Here is a 25,969-nt window from a genome sequence, read left to right on the forward strand (position 1 = left end):
GACCCGGACATGACCATGCAGACCACTTTCGACGTCACCGAGTTCCTCGCCGCCGAGGCCGCCTGCCTCGACAGCCGCGAGTTCAGGCGCTGGCTGGCGTTCTACAGCGACGAGACTCTCTACTGGGTGACGGGATGGAGCGACGATCCGGACGCCGGGATCGCCATCATCTACGACGACCGCGAGCGGATGGAGGAGCGGGTCTTCCGCCTGCTCGACACCTCGGCGTACGCGCAGATGCCGCCCTCTCGCACGGTGCACACCCTCGGCGTCGTCTCCCACGTGACCGAGGACGAGGACTCCGGGACGATCACCGCCCAGGGCACGATGATCGTCGCGGAGATGCGCCCCGGAGACCTGTCCCAGGTGGGGCTCGCGCAGCAGCGAGCTATCCACGGGCGGTACGAGGTCGAGCTGCGCCGCGGGGGCGAGCACGGCTTCCAGATCACGAAGAAGATCATCCGGCTCCTCGACCGGGAGCAGCCCATCTACAACCTCACGTTCATCCTCTAGGCCGGGAGCTGCACATGTCGATGCCCGGTGCCAGGTACCAGCTCAGGAGCGAGTTCGCGATGGTCGAGCTCGAGATCAAGGAAGTCCCCATCCGTGCTCGCGACGAGAACGACCGGTACAGCGTGACCATCACCGACCTGGAGACCAACGACTCCATCACCCTCGACGTCCTTGAGCTCGAGAGCCTCACTCGGATGAAGCACGAGGACTTCGGCCCGATGATCGTCGACCACTACCCGACGCCGGAAGGCGCTGATGACTGGACGGGACCCGAGTATGAGTAAGCTCCTGGCCCCGCCCGAGCCGGACGTCACCAGCGAGGACACCGAGCGCGACGTCGTGATCGATCAGGTCACCAAGTCCTTCGGAGACATCGTGGCCCTCGAGGGGATCGACCTCTCGATCCGGCGCGGAGAGTTCGTCACCCTGCTCGGCCCGAGCGGCTGCGGGAAGACCACCCTGCTGCGCATCATCGCCGGCCTGGAGACCCACGATTCCGGGCGCGTCTACCTCGCCGACAAGGAGATGTCCCGCGTCCCGCCACACCGCCGTCCGGTGTCCCTCGTCTTCCAGAACCTGGCGCTGTTCCCCCACCTGACCGTCGAGGAGAACATCGCGTTCCCCTTGCGGATGGCGAAGACTCCGAAGTCGGAGATCCCGACCCGGGTGGCGGAGTACCTCAGCCTTGTCCAGCTTGAGGACCACGAGACGCGTGCCGTCTCCGAGCTCTCCGGCGGCCAGCGGCAGCGGGTCGCACTGGCCCGCGCGCTGGCTCACCGGCCAGCGGTGCTGCTCCTCGACGAACCGCTCTCGGCGCTCGACGAGAAGCTCCGCAAGGCCATGCAGGTCGAGCTGAAGAACTTTCAGCGTCAGATGGGCACGACGTTCGTCTACGTCACCCACGACCAGGAGGAGGCCCTGGTGATGAGCGACCGCATCGCCGTCTTCAGCAAGGGCCACGTCGAGCAGTTCGGTGGCCCGCTCGAGATCTACAACCACCCGACCACCGCCTTCGTGGCGGACTTCATCGGGGAGACGAACCTCTTCCGGTGCAGCGTGGTCCGCGACGATGCCGACTGGGTCCTCGACGCCGGCTTCACCCGGTTCCCCGTCGCCGAGCCGGTCCGCACGGGCGACGACCTCGTCGCCTCGCTGCGCCCGGAGCACATCGGCGTGGTCCGGGCCTCCGAACCGCCAGCGGACAAGGAAGTCGCCGTCGAGGCCGAGGTCGTCGACGTCCTCTTCTACGGGTCCGACGTCAAGGTCGCCGTCGAGGTCACCGGAGGCCTGCGGATCCTCGCGCGTGTACCCGTGAACTCGTTCGGCAAGCGGCTCGTCCCCGGAGAAAGCGTCCGGATCTCGTGGCGCGCCGAGACCGTCGCCGTCGTCGACAGCGACAACTGACAACAGCTCCACATCTATCGAGAACTCGGAGACGGACATGAACGCTCGAGTACAGCGTGGTACTTCATACGGCGTGGTGTTGGCGGCCTCCGCCCTCGTCCTCGCGGCCTGCGGGGGCGGCGCGGAGGCCGAGGGCGACGGTGACGGCAACGGAGAGATCTCTGGCCAGCTCGCGGTGGCGGTCTACGGCGGACCGACCGCGGAGACCTGGAACGACACGTTCGGCACCGGGTTCAGCGAGGCGTACCCGGACGTCGACCTCAGCATCTCCGGCGTGCCGAACCCCTCCAGCCTCCTGCACACGCAGGAGGGCGACGTGCAGTTCGACCTCATCCTGGGCACCGCGTCCGACGTCGCCCAGCTTGCCGACTCTGGCGACGACCTCTACACGGTCGTCGATCCGGCGGACCTCGAACGCTCGGACCAGGTCTTCGACGAGCTGATCCACGAGAGCGACGGCGGCTGGACCGCGGTGCCGGTGGCGCTGACCTATTACGGCATCGTCATCAACACCGAGGTCCACGAGGCCTCCTCGATCCAGTCATGGGCGGACCTGGCGAACCCGGAGTTCGCGGGGCGCTACCTGATGAACGGCCCGTCGTTCTTCTCCACGACGGACCTGCCGATGTTCGCACTGGCCAACGGCGGCTCCGACACCGACCTCGACCTGGGCATGGAGCTCCTCGAGGAGACGCTGCCGAACGTGCGCGGCGTCGTCACGGACCTCGCCAACGCGGCCGCCCAGATGGAGAGCCAGGCCGCGACCGTCTCGCCCTTCTTCTTCTCGCAGTACTCCCAGCTCCTGGACTCCGACGTCCCCGTGGAGATGGTGCTGCCCGAGGAGGGCGGCTACGCCAGCCCGCTGTATCTCGTGATGAGCCCCGACGCGGCCAACGAGGAGGCTGCTCTGGCCTTCCTCGACACGGTGCTCAGCGAGGACCTGCAGGTCGAGGTCCAGGAGCCGTCGGCCTACGTGCCGGTCGTGCAGGACGCCGGCCTCATCGACAAGCTCCAGGAGCGCTCCGGGTTCGACTCGCCCCAGGACATCATCGACAACCTCGTCTTCCCCGACTACGGCTATCTCGCCGAGCACCGCGACGAGTACACCAGCCGGATCGAGGACCTGCTCGCCTCGTCCTCCTGAGGTTCCCGACGCCGCCGGGGTGGGCAGACACCCCGGATCGAGCGTCAGCTCGCGGGACAGAGCCACGCCGCACCGTCCTTTCTGCCACGGGACGGTGCGGCGAACATCAGACGATGAGGAGTAGACGATGGCGTCAGGCGTGACCGAAAAGCCACGGGTGGTCCAGCCGCGCATCGAGCCCGACCTGCGGACCTCGACGAGGTTCGAGGAGCTCCTGCGGCACCGGGGCTGGGTCATCCTCGCCCTGCCCGCGTTCCTCTTCCTGGCGATCGTGTTCGTCATCGGGTTCGTCGGCCTGGTCTCCACCAGCCTGCAGCCCGCCGACGACGGATCGCGGTTCGGCGTCTACCTCGACCTTTTCCGGAGTCCTGCCTTCCAGGACGCGCTGTGGCGCACCCTGCGACTGTCGTTCCTCACGGTCATCATCTCGCTGCTCATTTCCTACCCGATCGCGTACTTCATCGCCCGCAGCCCCGAGTCCAAGCGGGACAAGCTGCTGCTGCTCGTCGTGGTGCCGTGGCTCTCGAGCATCGTCGTGCGCAGCTTCGGCTGGCAGATCATCCTCGGCGACCGGGGCCCGATCAACCAGCTGCTCATGTTCTTCGGGATCGTCGATGATCCCGTCCTGCTCGTGCAGAACGAGTTCGGCATCCTCGTCGGACTCGTGCACGTGCTCTCGCCGTTCATGATCTTCACGCTGCTCACGGTCCTCGTGGGCATCGACGTGCGGCTCGAGGAGGCGGCGACGCTCCTCGGCGCGGGCCCGTGGCGGACGTTCACCAAGGTGGTCTTCCCGCTCAGCCGGCGCGGCGTCGCCACCGGCTGCGTGCTCGTCTTCCTCATGTCCAACGCCGTCGTGGTCACCCCCCTCATGCTCGGGGGAGTCAGGAGCCAGACCATCGCCACGATGATGTACTCCCAGCTGCTCGAGCTCTACAACTTCCAGCGGGGCGCCGCCCTGGCGTTCGTCCTCGTCATCCTCGTCGTCCCGCCGACCCTGCTCATGACCTGGTGGGGTCAGCGGGGCCCGCGCAGGAAGGGGCGCTGATCCGTGCTGTACAAGTCCCGCCTGCTGCGCATCGCCGTCGTCCTCATCTTCGTCTTCATGCTCGCGCCGCTCGTCATCGTGGTCGCGGCATCCGTCAACTCCTCCGGCGTGCTGTCCTTCCCGCCGAAGGGGTTCTCCCTCGAGTGGTACGGGGCGATCCTGGAGGACGACCGTTGGGTGAGCTCGGCGATCACGAGCGTCCAGCTCGCGCTCGCGACGACGCTGGCCAGCGTCGCACTCTCGTTCGCCGCGGGACTGAGCATCACGTGGTGGCGATGGAAGGGGTCCGGCGCGTACGGCTTCTTCCTCATCCTCCCGCTCATCTTCCCGTTCACCGCCACGGGCGTGGCCATGGTGCTGGTCTTCCGCGAGTGGGGACTGCTGGGCTCGTTCACCGGCTTCCTGCTCGCGCACATCGTCATCACCATGCCGTTCGCCTTCCGGGCCGTACTCATGAGCCTCGAGGAGCTCGACCGCAGCTACTTCGAGGCGGGCATGATGCTCGGCGCGAGCCCGGTGGTCTCCTTCTTCCGGATCGTCATGCCGCTCCTCGTCCCGGGGATCGCCGCGGGAGCCGTCTTTGCGTTCCTGCTCTCGTTCGACGAGGCCACGGTCAGCCTGCTGCTCGTCGGCCCGTTCATCAGCACGCTGCCGGTGGAGCTGTACGGACAGGCGGCGGAGAGCGCCAGCCCGGTGGTCGCCGCCGTCGCCACGTTGCAGATCCTCGCCGTCCTCGTGATCGTCTTCGTCGTCCGCAGGCTCTTCGGACTGCGTGTCTTCACGAACTCGTACTGACCATGCCGGGGCATGACGCCGGCTCCGGCGTCATGCCCCGGCCATCGACGAAAGGGGAACCGGTGGGATCCATCGAGCTCGCCGACCTGGCAGTCGGGCCCGAGGCCGAGCGACTGGCCTCGCGCGCCATGTGCGTGATGCCCGTCTCCGCATGCGAGCAGCACGGCCCTCACCTGCCTGCGGGCACCGACGCCGCCATCCTCGACGGACTCAAGGACCGCGTCGTCGCCCGTCTCGCCGAGGACGTCGACCTTGTCTGGCTCCCGCACCTGCGCTACGGGAGCTCCGAGGAGCACGTGGGGCTGCCGGGCACGGTCAGCCTGCGCCCCGAGACGTTCCTCGCGGTGGTCGACGACGTGTGCCGGTCGCTCGCCGCCGGCGGCGTACGCAGCGTGGTCCTGTTCAACGGCCATGGCGGGAACGCCCCGCTCCTGCAGGTCGCCGCGCGGCAGGCACGCCTGCGCCACGACCTGCGCGTGTCGGTCGTCCGCCCGCTCGCCGGTCTGCCGGGCACCGCGGACGGCGAGCTCGACATGCACGCGGGCTGCTGGGAGACGTCCGTGATGCTCCACCTGGCGCCGCATGCGGTCAGGGAGGACCTGGTGCCGGACGCCGACGCCATGGCGTCGGCGCGCACCGGGCTCGCGACGCGGCTCGGGGCCGGGGGCGGGCCGCAGGTGGGGTGGCGGACGACGGACCTGTCGTCCAACGGAGTGATCGGCCTGCCGCACCTGGCGTCGGCCGAGCAGGGCGAGCAGCTCGTGGCGTCGATCGTGGACAGGATCGTCGGCGAGCTGGAGGCAGCAACGAGCATGAACGGGACGGATTCGGATGAGGAATGAATCGATGCGCGACGACGCCCAGGCGACGGGGCCCGCGCCGACGATGATCGACGACAGCCGACCCGAGCTCGTGGCTGAACTCGCGGCCGAGCTCGCCCGGGTGCTGCCTGAAAGTGACCTCTCGGTCGAGCCCGGCGTGCGGGAGCGCTCCTCGCGCGACCGGTACGACCTCTCGCCCGTCCTGCGGGAGGCGATGCCCGAGACCCTGGCCGACGTCGTCGTCTGGCCCCGCGACACCCGGACGGTCGAGCAGATCCTCGCGATCGCCCACGCGAGAGGCGTGCCGGTGACCACCCGAGGGATGGGCACGGGCAACTACGGCCAGGCCGTCCCGTTCGAGCGCGGCATCGTCCTCGACACCAGCAGGATGAGCGGTGTCATCGAGGTCGGGGACGGGTGGTTGCGAGCCAAGGCAGGCACGCGGATCCTCCAACTGGAGCGGGCCGCCCACCGGGAGGGCCAAGAGCTCGCGCTCATGCCCTCCACCGTCGGCAGCACGATCGGCGGCTTCCTCGGCGGCGGGTCCGGTGGCGCCGGCTCCATCGAGCACGGGTGGATCTGGGACGGCTTCGCCCAGGAGGTCACGGTCGTGCCGTGCGTGGCGAACCCGGCGGCGTTCGTCTCGCCCACGCCCGACAACCGGCCGTTCCTGCACGCCTACGGCACCACGGGCGTCATCACGGAGGCCCGCGTCCGTCTCGTCCCGGCGCAGCAGCGTCGCGGCATCTTCGCCGAGTTCGAGACCCTCGAGGCCGCCGCCGCGGCCGGTGCGGAGATCATGACGGGCCGCGTCAAGCCGCGCCTGCTCAGTATCGACAGCCCCGAGGTCGCCCGGGTGCTCGCCGAGACGAACGAACTCATCTCGCCGGACGGCGTCAACATGCGGGTCCTCATCGGGGCGGACACCGTGCCGGACGCGACACGGCGCGTCGAGGCTCACGGCGGCCGGGTGACCGCCGTCGAGGAGGGCGTGGACGGCATGCTCGTGTCGCTGGGATTCAACCACGTCACCGAACGCGTCCTGGCGGCGGTTCCGGACTACTGCCACCTACAGGCCTCCGGCGACGGTCTCGTCGCGGCGAAGGAGCGCCTGCGTGAGGAGATCCCCGGCCTGTTCGTCCACCTCGACGGCTTCCACCTGCGCGGGAGACCGGCGTTCGTCAGCATCCTCTTCCACCCCTTCCACGGCGTGGAGGACATCACGCGGTCCAAGGCGTTGCTCGCCGATGTCGACGTCCGGGTCAACGACCCGCACACGTGGGGGATCCACCGCGACGTCGACCTCTATCGCCAGGCCGCCGGCAGGCACGACCCGCTCGGTCTGCTCAACCCGGGCAAGCTCCCGACGACGTGAACGGGGCGCCGTGACACTCTCCGACACGAAGCATGCCGACGAAGCGAGCCGGCTCGCTCAGGGCAGGCCGCCGATCCCCACCTCGGTGACCGGCCGGCTCATGCTCATCCTCGAGTGCTTCCGCGACAGCCGCCGCCACCTCACGCTCACCGACATCTGCCGCCGCACGGGGCTGCCCACGTCGACGGCGCACCGCCTGCTGTCCGAGCTGTGCGAGTGGAACGCACTCGTGCGGTCCGACGGCGGCTACCGGGTAAGCCTGCGGCTCTTCGAGATCGGGGTCGGCGCCTTCACGCAGGAGAACATCTACCGGCTCGCGACGCCGATCATGCAGGACATCTTCAGCGTGACCGACGAGAACGTGCACCTGTGCATGCTCGACGACCTCGACGTCGTGTTCATCGCCAAGCTCATTGGGCGGCGCTCGCGCGCGCTCATGACGCGACCAGGCAGCCGGTTGCCGGCCTACGTCACCGCGAGCGGACGCGTGATGGTGGCCCACGCCGGCGAGGAGATCATCGAGCGGGTGCTGCGCTCGGAGAAAAAGATGTTCACCGAGCACACGATCACCGACGAGGCCGTGCTCCGGGAGAGCTTCCGTGACGCCGCCGAGAAGGGCTTCGCCACCTCCGTCGACGAGCTGCGCATCGGCACGATGTCCATCGCGGCACCGGTGTTCGACGCGGATGGGCACATCCTCGCCGCGCTCTCGGTGGTGGGCAACGTCGGCACGCTCGCCCAGCGCCGGGTCGCCCCCGCACTCCGTACGGCCGCCATGTCCCTCTCGCGCTCGTTGGCCACGCACGCGGCCGTGCCACCGCTTTATCTCTGAGCCCCGGCGCGAGGCACGAACCTCAGGTACGAGATCACTCAAGGAAGAGGCAACATGTACAGGATCACCGCCAACCTCAGTGCCTGCGAGGCGTACGCCAACTGCGTGGTCGCAGCTCCCGAGTACTTCGACATCGACGACGAGGCCGGGGTCGTGGAGGTGCTCGAGGAGAACGTCACAGTGGAGCGCAGGGCCTATGTCGAGAACGCGGTCCGCAGCTGCCCGGTCTCTGCTCTGTCGCTCACCGAGGTGGCGCCGTGAGCGGTGTCGTCGTCGTCGGCAGCTCGGTCGGCGGGGTGCGTACCGCGCAGACACTGCGCTCCGAGGGGTACGACGGCCGGATCACCGTCATCGGTGAGGAGGCCGAGCCGCCCTACGACAAGCCCCCGCTGTCGAAGGACTACCTGCTCGGCGCGTCCGACCGGGCGGCGATCACCCTCCTGAGCGAGCTGGACGCGGCCGCGCACGAGATCGACCTTGTGCTCGGCTCGGCGGCGACGGGCCTCGATGTCGCCGGCCGCACCGTCTCCCTGGCCTCGGGCGCCGACGTGCACTACGACCGACTCGTCATCGCCACCGGGAGCACGGCGCGGCCCTCGCCCTGGGGGCAGCCGCCGGGTGTCCACGTCCTCCGCACGCGCGCCGACGCCGACGCCCTGCGGTCGCATGCGGCCGGAGGAGGCCCGGTCGTCATCATCGGTGCGGGCTTCATCGGCGCCGAGGTCGCCGCCTCACTGCGACGGACCGACGCAGACGTCACCCTGATCGACCCGCTCCCGCTGCCGATGCAGCGCGGCCTCGACCAGCGGGTCGGGGGGTGGTTCCGCGACCTCCACGCGCAGCGGGGGGTGCGCATGGAACTCGGCGTCGGCGTCGTGGCGGTCAAGGGCACGGAGGGCGACTTCACGGTGGAGCTCAGCGACGGTAGGCGGCTGCCCGCAGCCGTCGTCGTCGTCGGGCTCGGCGCAGTGCCGACCACCGGGTGGCTCGAGGCGTCTGGCGTGCAGCTACGGGACGGCGTCGTCACCGACGAGTTCTGCCGAGTCGCCGATGCCGAGGGGGTGTACGCCATCGGCGACGTCGCCCGCTGGTACTCGGTCGCCGACGACACGCACGTGCGGCTCGAGCACTGGACGAACGCTGTCGACCAGGCTGCGTTCGTGGCCCGGCAGATCGCGGGCGTCTCGGTGACCGACGGTTACTCGCCGGTCCGATACGTGTGGAGCGACCAGTACGACTGGAAGCTCCAGATCGTGGGCGTGCAGGGGCCGAGGTCCTGGTTGGTCGGCGGTCCCGAGGACGGGCGGGCGGCCGTTCTGTTCGGGACGCAGGAGGGGGCCTTCACCGGCTCGATCACCCTCAACTGGCCTCGGGCGCTCGTACGTTGCCGCCAGGCCGCCGCGCGCGGTGCCCGCGTCCCTGAGCTCGCCGAGATGCTCGAGGCAGCCCTCGATACCCCCGTCCCCACCCGTGCGAAGGTCGTCGCGGGGGAGGGGGCGCACCGATGACGGCCGGCTCGGCGCCGGCCCAGGACGCTCGGCCACTGCCGGCGGCATCCGCGACGGCGCCGTCGGGGCCGGAGTCGCGGGTGCGCGACCTCTACCTCCGGAACTGCGCGGTCGTCGATGCGACCACGCGGGCGCCTCGGGAGGGCGTGTCGATCTCGGTCGTCGACGGATGGATCGAATCGATCCATCCCGCTGGCGAGAATCGCAGGCATCCCTCCCAACGCCCGATCGACGGCCGGGGGCGCTGGGTGCTGCCCGGCCTGTGGGACGTCCACTCCCACCCGGGAACGGCCGGACCGCGGGACCTGGCCGCCGACCCCGAGGCACGGCGATCGCGCGTGCGGAAGAATCTGGATGCCTCCCTGGTCTCTGGCGTCGCGGGCGTTCGGATCCTCGGCGAGGCACTCGGCGCGGACGTGCGGGCCCGCACGGAGCTGTCCGGAACCGATCGTCCGGCGGCCGTCGTCAAGGTGGCCGGTCCCGCGCTCAAACCCACCGGCGGGCACGGCCATGTCACCCTGCCGCCGGGCGCCGATCCCCGCACGAGCCTGACCGACCAGTGGGGCAGCACCGAGGCCGACACCCCCCAGGAACTGCGCGAGCAGGTGCGCGTGCTCGCGACCGAGCACCGGGTCGACTGGATCAAGATTTTTGTCTCCGGCGGGATCGCGGGCGAGCGGGAGGGCCATCTCGACACCCACATGTCGTACGAGCAGTTGCGAGCCGTGTGCGACGAGGCCCGTCGTCACGGCGTGCCGGTCGCCGCCCACGCCGGCAACCCGGAAGCGGTGGCGCTCGCCGTCGAGGGGGGCGTGACCTCGATCGAGCACGGCTACGAGATGACCCGGGACAATGCCGAGGCCATGGCCGCGCGGGGCGTCTGGTACGTGCCGACGCTCTCGATCACCCACAACGTCGAGCGGATGCGGACCATGGGGTGGAGCGCCGGCACCATCGCCAAGGCTGAGGCGATGCAGCCCGTCCATCGGGCCTCGCTCGATCACGCCCGGCGCGCGGGGGTGCGCATCGCCTGCGGGTCCGACATGCGGCCGGTCGGCCCCGCGTCCGTCGACGAGGTGATCGTGCTCCACGAGCTCGGTTTCTCCGCGTGGGACGCCCTGCGGATCGCGACCGCCGAGTCTGCCGAGCTGTGCGGCGAGCTCGACACGATGGGCACGCTCGAGGTGGGCAAGCGCGCCGACCTCGTGATGGTCGACGACGACCCCCTCGAGGCTCTCGACGCGCTGCGGCGACCGGTGCTTGTCGTCTGCGCCGGGCACATCGTTCCGGGGGTGGTCCCATGACCGTGCCGTCGGACGAGAATCTCCGGCTGACGGGTGCCCTCATCGCCGGGGAGACGACCAGACGAGACATCGACATCGAGGGCGGCACCATCGCGCGGGTCCGCGTGGCGGGCGAGGAGCGAGGGGCCGGTGCTGGTGAGTCGATCGACCTTTCGGGGTATGTGCTGTTCCCGGCATTCGTCGAGCCGCACACTCACCTGGACAAGACGCTGCTCATCGACGAGGGCGTCGAGCCGGGTGACCTGCGATCGGCGATCGACGTCTTCCGCCGCTCGCACTACGCGCAGATGTCCCCCGAGGGCGTGCGCGACCGTGCCTGGCGCGCGATACGGATCGCGATCGCGAAGGGCTACACCGCCATCCGGACGCACGTCGACTGCGGCGGACCCGCGGGCACGGTGGCCCTGGAGCCGGTCCTCGAGCTTCGCGACCGGCTTCGCGGGGTCGTCGACCTCCAGGTCGTGGCGCTCGTGCTGCCGCCCCTGACCGGACCCGACCGCGCGCCGCAGCTCGACCTGCTCGACGAGGTGGCCGGGTACGGCGTCGACCTCATCGGTGGGTGCCCGGCCTTCGACCCGGACCCCGCTGAGGCGATCGGCTGCTTGCTCGATGCGGCGGAGTCCGCCGGCATAGGGGTTGACCTGCACCTGGACGAGACGACCGACCCCGCCAGCACCGAGCTCCTCGAACTGGCGTCCGTGCTGGGGGAGCGGCCGTTGCTCACCCCGGTCACGGCGTCGCACTGCGTGAGTCTCGGTCAGCACTCCGCCGCGGACATCGAGCGTGTCTTGCGGCTGGCACGGCGCGCGGGCCTCGGGATCGTCACCTTGCCTCAGACCAATCTCCTGCTCCAGGGACGGGCGACCGACAGCCCGGTGCCCAGGTCCCTGCCACCTCTCCGTGCCGTGCTGGACGCGCAGGTACCACTCGCGGCGGGAGGCGACAACTGGCGCGACGCGTTCAACCCGCTCAGTCGCATCGACCCGCTGGAGACGATCAGCTTGCTCGTCTCCGTCGGCCACCTGACGCCCGCCGAGGCGATCGACGCCGTCACCGCGGGGCCCCGACGGGTGATGGGGCTGCCGCCGGTGGCCGTAGCGGCGGAGTCACCGGCCGACCTGGTCGCCGTGCGCGGACGGTCGACGTGGGAGGCGCTGGCCGATGCGAGCGACGAGCGGATCGTCCTCAAGGCCGGGCGCGTCCTCAGCGACACGCGGGTGACCCGCCGACTCGAGATCCCCGAGCTATGAACACATGACGCGGGCCAGGGCAGGGGTTGATGGCGGGCGTCGTCCGTGCTCGCGTGCACGGGAGCGGGTGTGGCGGCGATTCGTCTGTGACGAGCCATAGGAGATGGAGGAGAGAACCGTGAGTACTGACCGATCGACTGGGGCCGTTCCACTGGCCCGGTACGCGCCCTACCGCAGGGCCGGGGACCTGGTCATCCTGTCCGGGATCATCGCCGTGGATCCGGTGGCGAGAAAAGTCGTGACCGGGTATGGCGATCTGCACGAGGACGTGCGGCAGGCGGCGGGCGAGACCGGCGAGATGTCGGTCGACGCGAAGGATGGACCGATCCAGGCGCAGTCCTGGTACATCATGGAACTCATCGAGCGAACGCTCAAAGCTGCGGGAGGAACGCTCGAGGATGTGGTTCACCTGGTGCAGTACTTCACAGACCTGAACGAGTATCCAGGGTACAACCGGGTTCGATCGCAGTTCTTTGATGACCCACCCGCCAGCACAGTCGTCGGGGTCTCAGAACTTTTGCCCAACAAATTGACGCGGGTCGAGGTTCAGGCGACGGCATTTATTCCGAGGTCGTGATTATGCAGCGATGTCCAAGCGTGAGGAAGGAAAATCGCGTGGTCGTGAATAGAATTCGCCGGCTGTGTGCGCTGATGGGCGTCTACGCCCTGGGAGCAGTCGTTTCCGCGTGCTCCTCCGGAAGCTCGTCAGAGTCGGTGGACGCCGAGGGTGGGGCCGTTTCGGTAAGCGTCGGTGTGATTCCGAACATCGGGGTTGCGCCCATCTATCTCGCCGTCGAAGAGGGGTTCTTTGAGGATCACGGCTTGGACGTCACGCTCGAACAGTCGCAGGGTGGGGCGGAGGTGGTTCCGGCCGTGACCTCGGGGGAGTACCAGTTCGGTTACTCCAACCCGATGTCTCTCCTGAGGGCCCAGGCTGGAGGTATCGAGATCGAGGTGGTGGCGCCCGGTGAAGCGTCTTCTGGTGACGTCGAGGCGGACTCGGGTTACCTCTACGTCGCTGCCGGGAGTGACATCGAGGACGTCTCGGAGCTGACGGGACGCTCGATCGCGGTCAACACGCTCGGGTCGCTCCTTGATCCGCTCATCAGGGAAGCGATCACCGAGGCGGGCGGTGATGGGAGCAGGGTCGAGCTTGTGGAGATGCCGTTCCCAGAGATGGGTGCTGCCCTCGCCGGAGACTCGGTTGATGCGATCTATCAGGGCGAGCCGTTCGGAACAATCGTCCAGCAGGACAACATCGGCGATCAGCTCCATGCGTTGTATGCGAACGCGTACCCGGGTCTTCAGCTCGCTGCGTACTTCACGTCGGTCGAATATGCTGCCGACAATCCCGACGTGGTGGAGAGTTTCCGCGAGGCGATGGTAGATGCCGTCCAGCATGCTGAGCAGAATCCCGACGCAGTGCGGGAGATTATCAGTGAGTACACAGAAATATCGGAAGACGTGCGTGGTGAGATGATCATGCCGGACTATCCTGCTGCCGTTGACAGTGGGTCGTTCGAGTACATTTCGGATGTCGGGGTGACGTGGGGTTACTTTTCCGAGGACCAGGTTGATCTTGATGTGCTGCTCGGCGGAGTTGAGTGAATTCGCTCAAGCCTGATGCCCTGGTGTGGACCTGTGTAGTTGAGCGTGTGTCGGGAGTTCGCGCTTCGCTGATGAGGTGGGGGGGTGGCCCCTTGCCCTATGGAAAGTTTCGGCGCCGCCGGTCCGGCTATCATAGACGCGTTCCACGCCAATTTCGTGCCGCCTTTCCTGGCCGCGTTCGGCAGTATTTAAGAGCTCGGCTCGGAGCTTGCCGTCTCGCGTCTCATCACGGTCGAACGGTGTTGTGATGATGCAGAATCAGAGCCGATTCGTGTTGCTGCGATTCTGGTGTTGAAGGCGTGTCGCGCGGCATGTTGGCGTGTCGATGTCGGTGTCAGTATCGGCTCGACGCGCTCGAGCGCCATCTGGAAGAGACGACCAAGGAGTAGGCCATGGGCGACGAGCACGGACTGCTGGGCAGCGTCGAGCGGGTCGCCGGGGCCGAGGTCCGGCTGCCGTTCTGGCCCGAGGGGGCCCGCGAGTGCATGGAGATGCTCGACGAGGCCGGCGTCGACACCTCCGCCATGGATCCTGGCGAGGTGCTCCCCGGCCTCATCCGCGCCTTCGACCCGCTGACGCTCTTCGAGCTCGTCTGGGGCAACCCGGACGGCGAGGCGGACGTCCTGCGGTTCGAGCTCGAGCCCACGGGCGGCGGGACCCGGCTGGTGTTCACCACGTGGCCCGGGGAGCCTGGGCCGCTCGGGCAGGCCGGGACGGCCGCGGGCTGGCACGCGTGCCTGGATGAGCTGGAGTCGTACCTGGGCTCGGGTGCGGCGGCTGTGTCCGACCCGGCGGCCGTGGAGCGGCTGCGGGCCGAGTACGCCGCCCGGCTGGGCGAGGCCTGACGGCGTCGGAGCGGCGACGTCGCGTTCTCACATGGTGACACGCACGTGACGCCCACCGGTGGCGGGGACGTAGGTTCCACACGTGAATACCGCCCGCCAGTATTGGTTTGACGTGTCGGCCCCGGCCGCCGCGTTCATCCGCTGACGCGCGCAACCGGAGCCGACAGGGCGTGGACCACTGGGTCCGCGCCCTTTGCCATTCATGGCGGGCGCTCCGGACGGGGACGACCCGCCCCCGTCCGAGGAGAGCCCCATGACCGCCACCACCGCCGAACGCACGCTCGACCTGCGGGTGCGCCGCACGGCACCCCTGCCCACGCCCCGCGAGGTCGTCGCCGAGCAGCCGCTGCCCGGCGACGCTGCCGCTCTCGTCTCGCGCTCCCGTCGCGAGGTCCAGGACATCCTGCACGGGCGGGACGACCGCCTGCTCGTCGTCGTCGGTCCGTGCTCCGTGCACGACCCGGTGGCCGCGATCGAGTACGCGCACCTCCTGGCCGCCTCGTCGGAGCGGTTCGGTGGTGAGCTCGACCTCGTCATGCGCGTGTACTTCGAGAAGCCGCGCACCACGGTGGGCTGGAAGGGCCTCATCAACGACCCCGGCCTCGACGGCGGCCACGACGTCCCCCGCGGCCTGCGCACCGCCCGGCGCGTCCTGCTCGACGTCCTGGACGCCGGCGTCCCCGCCGGCTGCGAGTTCCTCGAGACCACCTCACCGCAGTACATCGCCGACACCGTCACCTACGGCGCCGTCGGCGCGCGCACCGTCGAGTCCCAGGTGCACCGCCAGCTGGCGTCCGGGCTCTCCATGCCGGTCGGCTTCAAGAACGGCACCGACGGCGACGTCCAGGTCGCGATCGACGCCTCCGTCGCCGCCGCGGCCGAGCAGACCTTCTTCGGTGTCGACGACGGCGGACGGGCCGTGCTCGTGGACACCGCCGGCAACCCCGACGGCCACGTCATCCTGCGCGGCGGGCGGGGCGGCCCCAACCACGGGCCGGCGGATGTCGAGGCGGCCCTGGGCCTGCTGCGTCGTGCGGGGCGGAGCGCGGGGCTCGTCGTGGACGCCAGCCACGGCAACAGCGGTAAGGACCACGTGCGCCAGGCGCAGGTGGCCGGCGAGATCGCTGAGGCCGTCGGGGCGGGGGAGCGGGGCGTCGTCGGGGTGATGCTGGAGAGCTTCCTCGTGGCCGGCCGCCAGGAGCCGGCGCCGAGCGGCCTTATCTACGGCCAGTCCGTCACCGACGCGTGCATGTCCTGGCAGACCACCGAGGACGTGCTCGAGCGGCTCGCCCGGGCGGTGGTGGCGCGGCGCATGCTGGGTGCGGGGCGCGTGGGGCGCGGCTGACTGCGGCGGGGCTCGGGGCGGAGGTGCGTCGGGTTCGTCGAGGCTGAGCGCGCCGCAGTGACCGCGGTCTCGTTACTGTCTGACTGTGCCCACACGCCACCTGCGGATCAACACCGCCGCCCCCGACGAGCTCATCGCCGCGCTCGACGCCCTCGCCGCCGAGCTGGAGCTGCCCACCGCGTTCTCCCCGGAGGTGCTCGCCGAGGCGGAGGCCGCCGTCCGCGACGTCGCGGCGCCGTCGCGCGACCTCACCGACCTCGACCTGGTGACGATCGACCCGCCCGGTGCACGGGACCTCGACCAGGCCGTCCTCATCGAGCCCGACGGCGACGGGCACCGCATCCGGTACGCGATCGCCTCCGTCGGGTCCTTCGTCACGCCGGGCGGGGCGCTGGACGCGGAGGTTCGGCGTCGGGCGATGACCGTCTACGGACCCACCGGGTCCGTGCCCCTGCACCCCGAGGTGCTCTCCGCGGGGGCGGCGAGCCTGCTGCCCGACCAGGTCGCGCCCGCGTGCGTGTGGGACGTGCGGATCGACTCCACCGGGGAGGTGCGGTCGTACGCGGTGGAGCGGGCGCTCGTGCGCTCGCGCGCGCAGCTGACCTACGACCAGGTCCAGGACGCCCTCGACGGGCGCGCCGCCCTGCCCGCGGGTGCACCGGCCGACCTGCCGGGTCGGCTGGCGGAGGTCGGGCGGGCGCGGCAGGCGCAGGAGATCGCCCGCGGTGCCGTCTCCCTCGACCTGCCCGAGCAGGTCGTCGAGCTCGGCGACGCCGGACGATACGTCCTCGACCATCGCAGCGTCCTCGAGGTCGAGGGGTACAACGCGCAGATCTCTCTGCTGACCGGCATTGTCGCGGCCGAGATGATGCTGGGGGCGGGCGTCGGTGTGCTGCGTACGCTGCCGGCCGCGCGGGAGAAGGACGTGGCGAGGCTGCGGCGGACCGCCCACGCGCTGGGGGTGCCGTGGCCGGACGGGATGACGTATCCGGACCTCGTGCGGTCCGTCGCCGCCGACACCCCGGCGGGGGCCGCGTTCCTCAACGAGGCGACGACGCTGTTCCGGGGGGCGGGGTACCTGGCGTTGCCTGTGGAGCCTGATGAGGGCGGGGGCGATGGCGGGGACCGGGATGTGGTGTCGACCCAGCACGCCGCGATCGCGTCCGACTACGCGCACGTCACCGCGCCGCTGCGACGGCTGGTCGACCGGTACGGCCTCGAGGCGTGCCTGGCGATCGCGGCCGACGAGGAGGTGCCGGGCTGGGTGACGGAGGTGCTGCCGGAGCTGCCCAGCGCCATGGGCGCCGGCGGGCGGAGGGCCGGTGCGTACGAGCGCGGTGCCGTCGACGCGATGGAGGCCCTCGTCCTGCGCGGCCGCGAGGGCGAGGAGCTGCGCGGGGTGGTCGTCGACGTCGACGAGAAGAAGTCCCAGCGCGGTGAGGTGCAGGTGGCCGAGCCGGCCGTGCACGCCGTCGTCGAGGGGGGCGGGCTCGAGCTGGGCGCCGAGGTGACCGTGCGCGTGTCCGAGGTGGATGTGCAGAAGCGGCGGGTCGTGGTGCAGGTGGTGTGAGGCGGGGGGCGGGCCGCTCCGCCTGCCCCCTGGTGCGCCGCTCTGCCCGCGCCCTCCTCCGCCGAGACATTGGGTTGTGTCTCGAGCGCACGGACTGAGGGCATCGTCTCGAGACGCAACCCATTGTCTCGATGAAGCGAAGGGGCCGGGACCGGCGTCGTGGCTGGTGGCGCGCGTCGTCGTGCGCGTGGCGGCAGGTGCCGAGGTCGGTGTCTGTTGAGACGCGGTCCAACCATCTGAGGGTGGCGTACGCAGGCGCCGAACCGGTAGCGTAATCGAAGCAATCGCACGGGGGTGCGATTTTTTCGTCTAGGGAGGCCCATGATGCGCGGAGCAGAGGCGCTGGCGTCGTCCACGCACAGCATCAGCGACTCGACTCGGCTGGAGCCGGTCGTCGATGCGTTGTCCGCCATCGACGCGTCCGAGCTTGGTACGGGGTGCTTCCTCGTCGGACCGGGGCGCGACGACCAGGTCGAGCTTCCTGAGGAGATCTATGTCGTCCTTCGGACGGTGGTCGATGCGATGCGTCGGGGACTGTCCGTGACGATCTCGCCGACCTCGCAACAGCTGACCACTCAGCAGGCCGCCGACCTGCTCGGTATCAGTCGCCCCACGCTCATCCGGGCCCTGGACGAGGGCAAGGTGCCATACACGCGAGCGGGCACGCATCGTCGGCTGGCATTGGCCGATGTCCTCGACTATCGCGACGAGCGGCGTCGAGAGCAGTACGCGGCGATCGAAGCGCTATCCGTCGGGATCGAAGATGAGGAGGACGTCGAGTCGGCACTTCGGGACCTGAAGGAGGCGCGAACGGCACGTGCGGCGAACCGCCGTCTTCGTGAGGAACGCTGACACACTGTTCTGGTGTTCGCAGCCGTCCTCGACACCAGCGTGCTCTGGCCCAGTCTTCAGCGCGACCTGCTCCTCTCGCTGGCTGCCGAGAGGACGTACCGGCCCCTCTGGAGCACGGCGATCCTCGACGAGCTCGTCTACCACGAGGCGCAGAAGCTGATCGGCCGTGGCGAGGAGTCTGCCGGCGCCTCGCAGCGTGCCGCTCGCCTGATCGGCGAGATGACCCGTGCGTTCGACGACGCACTCGTGACCGACTGGGAGCCGCTGGAGGGGACCTACGGACTCCCGGATCCAGACGATGAGCACGTCGTCGCCGCGGCGGTCGTCGGACGGGCCGAGGTGATCGTGACGAGCAACCTGTCGGACTTTCCTGGCGGTCTGCTCCCGGAGAACGTTCGGGCGATCTCGCCGCAGGAGTTCGTCAACGACACGGTCCGGCACCACCTGACGCGTGCGTGCCGCGCGGTGCTCGAGATCTGCGATCGGAGCGGCAGGTTCGGTACCAAGCTGGAGGTCGCGGATGTGTTGTCGGCCCTTGAACGGCGGTACAGGATGTTCGAGGCGGTAGAGGTCTTATCTGGCGCGCCCGAGTTGCGCGATTACCTCTGACCCGAAGCTCCGTCGCCAGATGGCAGCGGAGTCGAGCCCTATCGGCGGGGCTCGGGATCGCGTGACGCCCTCGAGCCGTCGAGGGCGGGTTCAGGGGGGGCAGGTGTCAGATCGTGGTGCTCGGCGGCCCTGGACCCGGCCTTGAGCGGCCCGAGGCGGCGAGAGCATGGGTTGTGCCTCGAGACGATGGCCTGAGGGCATCGTCTCGAGGCACAACCCAATGTGTTGATGAAGCGGGGGCCGGTGGCGTGCCCGCGGGAGCTGGCGCGCCAGCGCCCGCCAGGGCTCAGCGGGCGGCGGCGCGGTCCTCGGTCGCAGCCTGCGGGCCCGGGGTCTGCTCCGTCCGCCGGTCTGAGGTGCGGCCGGCGGCCGGGCCCGCACCGGCGCGGTGCCGGAGCAGCCGCATGGCGTTGGCGATGACCACCAGCACCGAGGCCTCGTGGACGAGCATGCCCACCGACATCGTCACGCCGCCGGCGAAGACACCGGCCAGCAGCGCGACCACCGTGACCAGGGCGATGGCGATGTTCTGCCGCATGATCCGCGCGGTGCGCCGCGCCAGGTCGATGGCCTGGGGGAGCTTGAGCAGGTCGTCGGCCATGAGGGCGATGTCGGCGGTCTCCACCGCCACCGCCGAGCCGGCGGCGCCCATCGCCACGCCGATGTCCGCGGTGGCCAGCGCGGGGGCGTCGTTGACGCCGTCGCCGACCATCGCCACGGTGTGGCCCCGGCGCTGGAGCTGCGCGACGGCGTCGAGCTTGTCCTCCGGGAGCAGCGAGGCGCGGACCTCGTCGACGCCGGTCGCCGCGCCGACGGACTCGGCGACCAGCTGGGTGTCGCCGGTGAGCATGACGACCGTCGACACGCCCGCGCGGTGCAGGCGCTCGACCATCTCGGGGGCGTTGGTGCGGACCTGGTCGGCCACCGCCAGGACACCGATGACGGCGCCGTCGAGCGCGATGATCATCGGGGTCTTCCCCTGAGCGGCGAGCGAGTCGGCGACCTGCTCGGCGTCGGGCTGCTCGGGGACCCCGTGGTGCGCCAGGAGCGCGGCGTTCCCGATGAGGACCTGGCGGCCGTCGACGACCGAGGCGATGCCTTTGCCGGGGACCGGGGTGACGGCGCCGTCGATGGCGTCCGGGGCGACGCTCTCGGCCGCGGCCGCCTCGAGGATCGGGCGGGCGAGCGGGTGCTCGGAGCCGGCTTCGGCGGCAGCGGCCCAGGCCAGCACCGCGGTGCGGTCCAGCGCGGGGTCGAGGACGACGACGTCGGTCAGCTCGGGGCGACCCTCGGTGAGGGTGCCGGTCTTGTCGACGGCGACCGCGGAGATCCGCGCCGACGTCTCGAGGTACTCGCCGCCCTTGATGAGGATGCCGGAACGGGCGGCGCGGCCGATGCCGGCGACGATGGCGACCGGGATGGAGATGACCAGGGCGCCGGGGCAGCCGATGACCAGCAGCGTCAGGGCCAGGACGATGTCACCGGTGATCAGGCCGGCGACCAGCGCCAGCACCATGACGCCGGGGGTGTACCAGCGGGAGAAGCGGTCGATGAAGGTCTGGGTGGCGGCCTTGGCGTCCTGGGCCTCCTCGACCCGGTGGATGATGCGGGCGAGCGTGGTGTCGGCGCCGATCCCGGTGGCGCGTACCTGGAGGAAGCCGCCGCGGGAGACGGTGCCGGCGAAGACGTGGTCGCCGACGGACTTCTCGACGGGGATCGACTCACCGGTGATGGAGGCCTCGTCCAGGGCGCCGGTACCGGAGACGACCTCGCCGTCGACGGGGACCTTGGCGCCGTTCTTCACCAGGACGACCTCGCCCGTCTCGACCTGAACGGCGGGGATCTCCTGCTGCGCGCCGTCGCGGACGACGATCGCGGTGTCCGGGGCGACGGCGACCAGCTCGGCCAGCGCCGAGCGGGTCTTGTTGAGCGTGGCCGACTCGAGCGCGTGCCCGACGGCGAACAGGAAGGTGACGGCGGCGGACTCCCAGAAGTTGCCGATGACGACGGCGCCGATCGCCGCGACGGAGACCAGCAGGTCGATGCCGATGACGCGGGCGGACAGGGCGCGGAGGGCCTTGACCACGATGGGGTACCCGGCGACGACGGCCGCGGTCAGCATGAACACGTCGGCCAGGGTGAAGACGCCGGTGGCGTGGGTGGCGTGCCGGCCGGCGTCGAGCCACCACTGGGGCGTCAGCGCGGGGTTCGCAGCGCCGTCGGCGAGGTGCTGCAGGGCGAAGGAGATGAGGATGAGCGCACCGGAGATCGCGGGAACCGCCCAGTTCCCGCGCAGCCAGCGCTGAAGCGTGTGCACGTGAGTCACGACCTTTCCCGTCGCGAGGTGGAGAAGCTGGTGATGGGTGGGTGGAGGAGGACCGGGGCGATGAGGAGAGGGAGGGCGGGGAACCCTCCCTCTCCTGGCGTGGAGTGAGTGGCCGGGGGTCAGAACGCCGAGGGGGCGGCGCTGTAGCCCGCCTTGGCCACGGCCGCGACGAGGTCCTCGACGGACGCCAGGGCCGGGTCGTGGTCGATCTCGATGCGGGCGGAGGCGAAGTGCACGGTGACGCTCTCGACGCCGTCGAGCCGACCGACCTGCTTCTCGATCTTGGCCACGCACGACGGGCAGGAGAAGCCCTCGGCCCGGAGGATCGTGCGGGTGGTGGCGGCGGTGGTGGTCATGTCGATCTCACCTGTCCTTTCGTCGTGGATTGCGGTGTCCTCGCAATCTAGGAAGGTGGCGCGGAGATCTCCTTGACGCAGGTCAAGTCCGTGCGAGGCGAGGGGCGCGGGGTAGATTCCGGGCATGTCCGAGCCTGATCTGTGCGTGGTCCGGGTGCCGATCTTCCAGGGGCTGACGCGCGCCGAGCAGGAGACGGTGGCCGAGGTCGTCCGCCCCCTGCGGGTGGCCAGGGGCGAGGTCGTGCACCTGCCCGGGCAGCCGGTGACCCGGGTGCTTGTGGTGCACAGCGGACGGCTCAAGGTCAGTCAGACCTCGGCCAACGGGCACGAGCAGGTGCTGCGGACCGCCGGTACGGGCGAGGTGGTGGGGGAGCGGGCCTTCCTCACCGGGCAGCGGTCCGAGGACCTCGTCGTCGCGATCGAGGACAGCCAGATGTGCGCGCTGGACCACGACGACCTCTCGGCGCTGCTCGGGCGCTACCCCGACATCACCCAACGGATCCTGCGCACGCTGTCCGATCGGCTGCACTCGACCGAACGGCTGCTGGCCGCGGTCACCTCCAGCGACGTCGGGGCGCGCGTGGCGGCCTACCTGCTGGATCTGCCGGTGAGCGTGCGCGACTCGGTGGTGGCGGTGCGGCTCCCGATGGCCAAGCAGGACATCGCGGGCTACCTGGGCACGACGCCGGAGACCCTGAGCCGGCGCCTGGCGGCGCTGTCCGACCGCGGGATCATTCGCCTGCGGGGGCGGCGGGACGTGGAGCTGCTGGACATCGACGCGCTCGAGGAGGTCGCGGAGCTGGGGTGAGCGGTGGTGGCCGGCGAGGTAAGGCTTGCCTGACCGGTGGGTTGACGACAGACTGTCAGCACACTTGATCGTGACGCGCCGTCAGCAACCCAGGAGCCCTCATGGCCACCACCACCCAGCCGCTGTCCGAGGTCCTGCGGGTCGCCACCCGGCCGCAGCACGAGCACGCCGAGACGCGCTCCTTCGTCAGCGACCTCATGGGCGGGCGCCTGGGCCGTGCGGCGTATGTCGACCTGGCCCGTCAGCACCACGCGATCTACACCGCGCTCGAGGCCGCCGGCGACCGGCTGGCTGGCGATGGGCCGGACGGTGACGGTGTGGCGGCTGGCGACGGGGCGACGGCTGGCCCGGTGGCGGAGGCTGATCCGGTCGCGTCGGTCTTCGTGCTGCCCGAGCTGCGTCGGGTGCCGAGCCTCGAGGCAGACCTGGCCACGCTCGCCGGCCCTGCGTGGCGCGAGGACCTGTCCGTGCTGGCGGCGACCAAGGAGTACGTGGCGCGGCTCGAGGGGATCGACGACGCGGCCACCTACCTGGCGCACGCCTACACCCGCTACCTCGGCGACCTCTCCGGCGGCCAGGCCATCGCACGGATGCTCCAGCGCCACTACGGCATGACCGCCGAGGAACTGACCTTCTACACCTTCACCGGGATCGAGAAGGTCAAGCCGTTCAAGGACCACTACCGCGCCCTCATCGACGCCGCCCCCTTCACGCCCGAGGAGCGCGATCGGGTGGTCGATGAGGCCAAGGTGGCCTTCGACCTCAACGCGGCGGTGTTCGTCGCACTGGGCGAGAGGCACGTGGCCGCGGCGGAGGGCGTGCGCGAGACGGCGTCGTCGGGGGCGGCCTGAGTTGCATCCCTTACCTCGCGCGTCGGGACTCAGACCGTCTCTCCCGCTTCGAGAGGATGGGTTGTGTCACGAGGGGATGCCCTCTGCCCATCCTTTCGTGACAGAACCCATCCTTTCGATGAAGTGGTGGGGCTGCGGAGGAGGGGGATGGGGCTGAGCGGGGTACGTGGCCGGTCGGACAGTGGGCGCGTGGTCAAGCAGGTCGGTGGTGCGGGGCCGAGGCCCAGCCGAGGACGAGGCCCGCGGCCAGGGTGACGGGCGGGAACTCGTAGAGATGGTCGATCATCGAGTGCACCGCCAGAGCGGTCCAGGCCGTGGTGGCCATGAGCGCCGCCCGACCTCCGCGTTGCGCCCCGACGGCCAGGCCCGCGGCAAGTAGGCCCGCCAGCATCAGGACGCCGACCAGGCCGAGCTCGGCAGCGACCTGCAGGACCGAGGAGTGCACCTCGGACAGGTCGGGACGCGACGCCGCGATCGGCGAGGAGGCCACGAAGGAGCCCGGCCCCGACCCGGCCTGCGGACGCTGCGACCACAGCTCGAGGGCGTCGGCCCACAGGGCGTGGCGGGCACCGCTGAGGCTGCCGGAGGTGGACAGCCAGTGCGGCCAGGACGACAGGCTGCCGAGCCAGATCACCGCCGCGGCGCAGACGGCGATGACGGCACCACCGGCGATGACCAGGGTGCGCGGGGCGGTCAGGCGGCGTCGGGACGGCAGGTCGCGGCGGATGAGCGCGAGGTTGAGGACGAGCGCGAGCACGACGACGAGCACGCCGGCAGCCTGGGCGCGACCCGCGAGGAGCACGCCGAGCACGACGGCGACGAGCGTCGGGACGGGCAGCGTGAGGTGGGTGACGCGGGTCGGTGCGAGGGTGTCTGGTTCGTGCCGCTCGTTGCTCAGCGCGAGCAGACCGGCCAGGGCGACGAGCTGGAGGCCGAACGCCGCCTGGGCGTTGGCGTAGAACGGGACGAGCAGGGCCAGGCCGGCGACGAGCGCGACGGCGGCGCTCAGGTGCGTGGTGGTGACCCCTCGTCGGGGAGCTGGTGCGTCGGTGGTGTCGTCGTCGGGGGAGCGACTGGGGTCGACGTGCGTGGAACGTGAGGCGAGCACCCGCCCCGCCGCGACGCCGGCGAGGATGACGACCGGCGCGATGAGGAAGGGCAGGGCGTCGGTGGGCGGGCCGCCGTGGGCGAGCGAAGCGATCGTCGTGGATCCGAGCCACAGCGCGACCGCGAGCACCAGCAGGAGGTCGGCGCGCGAGTCCAGGCCGAGGTGGGACAGGCCACGACGGGCGGAGCGCTCGGCGGCGGCGAGGCGGGAGCGGGCGGTGGACTGGGAGGTCGCGCCGGTGCGCCGCTCGGCAGAGGACAGGTCTGCGCGGGAGCTGTCACCGGTGCGCGGCTCGCTCGGTGCGGAGTCCTCGGACCGGGGGAGTCCATGAGGCGCGTATGGGGGCACGTAGGACGACGCTAGCGAAGTCGGGCTGTCCTGGGGGCGATGGTGATCTGCGGCGGGAGGAGCCGGCAGTGCGATCCGGGGCGTCACTGCGTCAAGCGGATGGGTGGGGCCAAGGGAGGATGTGCTGAGGGCGTCTGCTCGTGACACACACCAACCCCTTGTGAGGGGGACGAAGATCGGGGGTCGGAAGCGCCGTGGGAGATCCTCGCCGGCTGGGGCTGCTGCACCTGGCGGTCTTCTTCAGCTCCTTCGACCGCCTCGTCATCGCCACGATGCTGCTGGCGATCGCCGGTGAGTTCGAGATCTCCCTGACGGAGGCGGGCGTGATCGCCTCCGTCTACCTGGTCGGGTACGGGGTGATGCAGATCGTCTGGGGGATGATCTCGGACCGGCTCGGGCGGGTGCGGACGATGCGTGTCGCGCTGTCCATCGCCGCAGCAGCCGGAGTCGTCAGTGCCGTGTCGCCGGGCGTCGTGGTCCTGACCGTCGCGCGCATCGTCGCTGGCGGGGCCTACGCCGCCGTCGTCCCCGGTGCGCTGATCTACATCGGGGACACGGTCCCGGTCGAGCGCCGGCACGGCCCGTTGACCGACGTCATGATGATGACGGCGAGCGGTATGGCGGCGGCCACCCTCGTCGGCGCGGCTCTGGCGGACCTTCTCAGCTGGCGGGTGGCGTTCGGTGTCCCAGCCATCCTGGTGATCGGCGTCGTCGTGCTGATGAGGCGACTTCCTGAGGTGGTGCTGGACGGGGAGCCGCGCTCGGTGCGTGACTCGCTGGTGCGGGTGCTGGGACATCGGTGGGCGGTCGTGGTGTTCGCCTGCGCCTTCGTCGAGGGCGCGGTCCTGCTCGGCGTGCTCAACTTCCTGCCGACCGTCCTGCAGGGGCAGGGGATGAGCACGACGCTGTCCGGCGTCGTCACCGCGGCGTACGGCGTCGCCGTCGTCGGCGCGACCAGGGTCGTCAAGCGCGTGTCCGACCGGATGAGCCAGGCGGGCCTGATCGCGGTCGGGGGGTTGTCCGGCGCCGGCGCCTACGTCGCCCTGGTGGTCGATCCCGCCACCGTCGGGGTCCTCGTGGGCTGTGTCCTCCTGGCCGTCTCCTGGGCATTCATGCACTCCACGCTGCAGAAGTGGGCCACCGAGGTCACGCCCGACGCGCGAGCGACCAGCGTCAGTCTCTTCGCCTCGTCGCTGTTCCTCGGCAGCGCGGTGGGGACCGCCCTCGGCGCGGGACTCGCCGACCGGGGCGACTTCGTCACCCTGTTCTCGATCGGTCTGGCGATCATGGTCGTCCTGGGTGCGTCGGCGTCGGTGCTCCGCGCCCGTAGCGAATGAGGCGACCCGTTG

General features: G+C 70.3%; 26 protein-coding genes. 23 read left to right on the forward strand and 3 right to left on the reverse strand.

Translation table 11 applies throughout. The features are described 5' to 3' along the window. Positions 1 to 9 precede the first annotated feature (9 nt). From AC3D3D_RS10990 to AC3D3D_RS11085, 20 genes are all read left to right on the forward strand, one after another. On the forward strand, positions 10 to 513 hold the full coding sequence (locus AC3D3D_RS10990; protein WP_463663030.1) for an aromatic-ring-hydroxylating dioxygenase subunit beta: 504 nt from the start codon (positions 10 to 12) through the stop codon (positions 511 to 513). Between the two features lie 14 nt (positions 514 to 527). After that, a complete protein-coding gene (locus tag AC3D3D_RS10995) occupies positions 528 to 797 on the forward strand; it encodes a hypothetical protein (RefSeq protein WP_463647862.1) in 270 nt (89 codons plus the stop codon). Continuing rightward, a complete protein-coding gene (locus AC3D3D_RS11000) occupies positions 790 to 1,917 on the forward strand; it encodes an ABC transporter ATP-binding protein (RefSeq protein ID WP_463663031.1) in 1,128 nt (375 codons plus the stop codon). Before AC3D3D_RS10995 ends, AC3D3D_RS11000 begins: the two co-directional genes overlap by 8 nt. 37 nt (positions 1,918 to 1,954) lie before the next feature. Then, on the forward strand, positions 1,955 to 3,061 hold the full coding sequence (locus tag AC3D3D_RS11005) for an ABC transporter substrate-binding protein (RefSeq protein ID WP_463663032.1): 1,107 nt from the start codon (positions 1,955 to 1,957) through the stop codon (positions 3,059 to 3,061). A 139-nt stretch (positions 3,062 to 3,200) separates the two neighbouring features. Continuing rightward, positions 3,201 to 4,109: an ABC transporter permease gene (locus AC3D3D_RS11010; RefSeq protein WP_463663033.1), complete on the forward strand. Its 909-nt coding sequence runs from the start codon at positions 3,201 to 3,203 to the stop codon at positions 4,107 to 4,109. Positions 4,110 to 4,112: 3 nt separating this feature from the next. Then, complete coding sequence (locus AC3D3D_RS11015; RefSeq protein WP_463663034.1) at positions 4,113 to 4,904, forward strand: ABC transporter permease; 792 nt, start codon at positions 4,113 to 4,115, stop codon at positions 4,902 to 4,904. 62 nt (positions 4,905 to 4,966) lie between these two features. Next, positions 4,967 to 5,746, forward strand: coding sequence for a creatininase family protein (locus tag AC3D3D_RS11020; protein ID WP_463663035.1), 780 nt, complete (start codon positions 4,967 to 4,969; stop codon positions 5,744 to 5,746). Next, positions 5,736 to 7,100 carry an FAD-binding oxidoreductase gene (locus AC3D3D_RS11025; protein ID WP_463663036.1) on the forward strand — a complete coding sequence of 455 codons (1,365 nt, stop codon included), beginning with the start codon at positions 5,736 to 5,738 and terminating at the stop codon, positions 7,098 to 7,100. The genes AC3D3D_RS11020 and AC3D3D_RS11025 overlap by 11 nt, the downstream gene beginning before the upstream one ends. Before the next feature lie 10 nt (positions 7,101 to 7,110). Then, on the forward strand, positions 7,111 to 7,932 hold the full coding sequence (locus AC3D3D_RS11030) for an IclR family transcriptional regulator (protein WP_463663037.1): 822 nt from the start codon (positions 7,111 to 7,113) through the stop codon (positions 7,930 to 7,932). Positions 7,933 to 7,986: 54 nt separating this feature from the next. Next, positions 7,987 to 8,193, forward strand: a complete 207-nt coding sequence (locus AC3D3D_RS11035) for a ferredoxin (protein ID WP_463663038.1) — start codon at positions 7,987 to 7,989, stop codon at positions 8,191 to 8,193. Further along, a complete protein-coding gene (locus AC3D3D_RS11040; protein WP_463663039.1) occupies positions 8,190 to 9,440 on the forward strand; it encodes an NAD(P)/FAD-dependent oxidoreductase in 1,251 nt (416 codons plus the stop codon). The genes AC3D3D_RS11035 and AC3D3D_RS11040 overlap by 4 nt, the downstream gene beginning before the upstream one ends. Before the next feature lie 80 nt (positions 9,441 to 9,520). Beyond that, positions 9,521 to 10,744, forward strand: a complete 1,224-nt coding sequence (locus tag AC3D3D_RS11045; protein WP_463663040.1) for an amidohydrolase family protein — start codon at positions 9,521 to 9,523, stop codon at positions 10,742 to 10,744. After that, complete coding sequence (locus AC3D3D_RS11050; RefSeq protein ID WP_463663041.1) at positions 10,741 to 11,994, forward strand: amidohydrolase family protein; 1,254 nt, start codon at positions 10,741 to 10,743, stop codon at positions 11,992 to 11,994. Before AC3D3D_RS11045 ends, AC3D3D_RS11050 begins: the two co-directional genes overlap by 4 nt. Before the next feature lie 103 nt (positions 11,995 to 12,097). Then, complete coding sequence (locus tag AC3D3D_RS11055; protein WP_463663042.1) at positions 12,098 to 12,571, forward strand: RidA family protein; 474 nt, start codon at positions 12,098 to 12,100, stop codon at positions 12,569 to 12,571. Between the two features lie 38 nt (positions 12,572 to 12,609). After that, positions 12,610 to 13,602: an ABC transporter substrate-binding protein gene (locus tag AC3D3D_RS11060; RefSeq protein WP_463663043.1), complete on the forward strand. Its 993-nt coding sequence runs from the start codon at positions 12,610 to 12,612 to the stop codon at positions 13,600 to 13,602. A 392-nt stretch (positions 13,603 to 13,994) separates the two neighbouring features. Continuing rightward, on the forward strand, positions 13,995 to 14,447 hold the full coding sequence (locus AC3D3D_RS11065) for an SRPBCC domain-containing protein (protein WP_463663044.1): 453 nt from the start codon (positions 13,995 to 13,997) through the stop codon (positions 14,445 to 14,447). A 253-nt stretch (positions 14,448 to 14,700) separates the two neighbouring features. Continuing rightward, the gene (locus AC3D3D_RS11070) at positions 14,701 to 15,792 is read left to right on the forward strand and encodes a 3-deoxy-7-phosphoheptulonate synthase (protein ID WP_463663045.1); all 1,092 of its coding nucleotides are present in this window, start codon (positions 14,701 to 14,703) and stop codon (positions 15,790 to 15,792) included. A gap of 85 nt (positions 15,793 to 15,877) precedes the next feature. Continuing rightward, positions 15,878 to 17,362 (forward strand): RNB domain-containing ribonuclease, encoded by a 1,485-nt coding sequence (locus AC3D3D_RS11075; RefSeq protein WP_463663046.1) that lies wholly within the window; start codon positions 15,878 to 15,880, stop codon positions 17,360 to 17,362. A 321-nt stretch (positions 17,363 to 17,683) separates the two neighbouring features. After that, entirely contained in the window at positions 17,684 to 18,214 is a 531-nt protein-coding gene (locus AC3D3D_RS11080) for a helix-turn-helix domain-containing protein (protein WP_463663047.1), read from the forward strand. Between the two features lie 12 nt (positions 18,215 to 18,226). Next, complete coding sequence (locus AC3D3D_RS11085; RefSeq protein WP_463663048.1) at positions 18,227 to 18,823, forward strand: PIN domain-containing protein; 597 nt, start codon at positions 18,227 to 18,229, stop codon at positions 18,821 to 18,823. Between the two features lie 286 nt (positions 18,824 to 19,109). Here the strand turns inward: AC3D3D_RS11085 and AC3D3D_RS11090 are convergent, their stop codons facing one another. Both AC3D3D_RS11090 and AC3D3D_RS11095 read right to left on the reverse strand, forming a co-directional pair. Next, positions 19,110 to 21,140: a heavy metal translocating P-type ATPase gene (locus tag AC3D3D_RS11090; RefSeq protein WP_463663049.1), complete on the reverse strand. Its 2,031-nt coding sequence runs from the start codon at positions 21,138 to 21,140 to the stop codon at positions 19,110 to 19,112. 128 nt (positions 21,141 to 21,268) lie between these two features. Further along, positions 21,269 to 21,505 carry a heavy-metal-associated domain-containing protein gene (locus tag AC3D3D_RS11095; RefSeq protein WP_463663050.1) on the reverse strand — a complete coding sequence of 79 codons (237 nt, stop codon included), beginning with the start codon at positions 21,503 to 21,505 and terminating at the stop codon, positions 21,269 to 21,271. A gap of 124 nt (positions 21,506 to 21,629) precedes the next feature. Here AC3D3D_RS11095 and AC3D3D_RS11100 point away from each other — a divergent pair, with 124 nt between their 5' ends. Together AC3D3D_RS11100 and AC3D3D_RS11105 are read left to right on the forward strand one after the other, a co-directional pair. Beyond that, positions 21,630 to 22,313: a Crp/Fnr family transcriptional regulator gene (locus AC3D3D_RS11100; protein WP_463663051.1), complete on the forward strand. Its 684-nt coding sequence runs from the start codon at positions 21,630 to 21,632 to the stop codon at positions 22,311 to 22,313. Between the two features lie 101 nt (positions 22,314 to 22,414). Continuing rightward, entirely contained in the window at positions 22,415 to 23,164 is a 750-nt protein-coding gene (locus AC3D3D_RS11105) for a biliverdin-producing heme oxygenase (RefSeq protein WP_463663052.1), read from the forward strand. A 193-nt stretch (positions 23,165 to 23,357) separates the two neighbouring features. On the opposite strand, the gene AC3D3D_RS11110 is transcribed toward AC3D3D_RS11105, so the two are convergent. Next, positions 23,358 to 24,620: an O-antigen ligase family protein gene (locus tag AC3D3D_RS11110; RefSeq protein WP_463663053.1), complete on the reverse strand. Its 1,263-nt coding sequence runs from the start codon at positions 24,618 to 24,620 to the stop codon at positions 23,358 to 23,360. A 194-nt stretch (positions 24,621 to 24,814) separates the two neighbouring features. Between AC3D3D_RS11110 and AC3D3D_RS11115 the strand changes: the two genes are divergently transcribed. Then, the gene (locus AC3D3D_RS11115) at positions 24,815 to 25,957 is read left to right on the forward strand and encodes an MFS transporter (protein ID WP_463663054.1); all 1,143 of its coding nucleotides are present in this window, start codon (positions 24,815 to 24,817) and stop codon (positions 25,955 to 25,957) included. The last annotated feature ends 12 nt before the right edge of the window (positions 25,958 to 25,969 follow it).

It is taken from the genome of Georgenia sp. X1117 (assembly GCF_057784635.1).

Excerpts from the sequence above, each read along its gene's own strand:
- AC3D3D_RS10990 (WP_463663030.1), top strand. The coding sequence starts at position 10 with ATGACCATGCAGACCACTTTCGACGTCACCGAGTTCCTCGCCGCCGAG.
- AC3D3D_RS10995 (WP_463647862.1), top strand. The coding sequence starts at position 528 with ATGTCGATGCCCGGTGCCAGGTACCAGCTCAGGAGCGAGTTCGCGATG.
- AC3D3D_RS11000 (WP_463663031.1), top strand. The coding sequence starts at position 790 with ATGAGTAAGCTCCTGGCCCCGCCCGAGCCGGACGTCACCAGCGAGGAC.
- AC3D3D_RS11005 (WP_463663032.1), top strand. The coding sequence starts at position 1,955 with ATGAACGCTCGAGTACAGCGTGGTACTTCATACGGCGTGGTGTTGGCG.
- AC3D3D_RS11025 (WP_463663036.1), top strand. The coding sequence starts at position 5,736 with ATGAGGAATGAATCGATGCGCGACGACGCCCAGGCGACGGGGCCCGCG.
- AC3D3D_RS11035 (WP_463663038.1), top strand. The coding sequence starts at position 7,987 with ATGTACAGGATCACCGCCAACCTCAGTGCCTGCGAGGCGTACGCCAAC.
- AC3D3D_RS11050 (WP_463663041.1), top strand. The coding sequence starts at position 10,741 with ATGACCGTGCCGTCGGACGAGAATCTCCGGCTGACGGGTGCCCTCATC.
- AC3D3D_RS11055 (WP_463663042.1), top strand. The coding sequence starts at position 12,098 with ATGGAGGAGAGAACCGTGAGTACTGACCGATCGACTGGGGCCGTTCCA.
- AC3D3D_RS11065 (WP_463663044.1), top strand. The coding sequence starts at position 13,995 with ATGGGCGACGAGCACGGACTGCTGGGCAGCGTCGAGCGGGTCGCCGGG.
- AC3D3D_RS11070 (WP_463663045.1), top strand. The coding sequence starts at position 14,701 with ATGACCGCCACCACCGCCGAACGCACGCTCGACCTGCGGGTGCGCCGC.
- AC3D3D_RS11080 (WP_463663047.1), top strand. The coding sequence starts at position 17,684 with ATGATGCGCGGAGCAGAGGCGCTGGCGTCGTCCACGCACAGCATCAGC.
- AC3D3D_RS11095 (WP_463663050.1), bottom strand. The coding sequence starts at position 21,505 with ATGACCACCACCGCCGCCACCACCCGCACGATCCTCCGGGCCGAGGGC.
- AC3D3D_RS11100 (WP_463663051.1), top strand. The coding sequence starts at position 21,630 with ATGTCCGAGCCTGATCTGTGCGTGGTCCGGGTGCCGATCTTCCAGGGG.
- AC3D3D_RS11105 (WP_463663052.1), top strand. The coding sequence starts at position 22,415 with ATGGCCACCACCACCCAGCCGCTGTCCGAGGTCCTGCGGGTCGCCACC.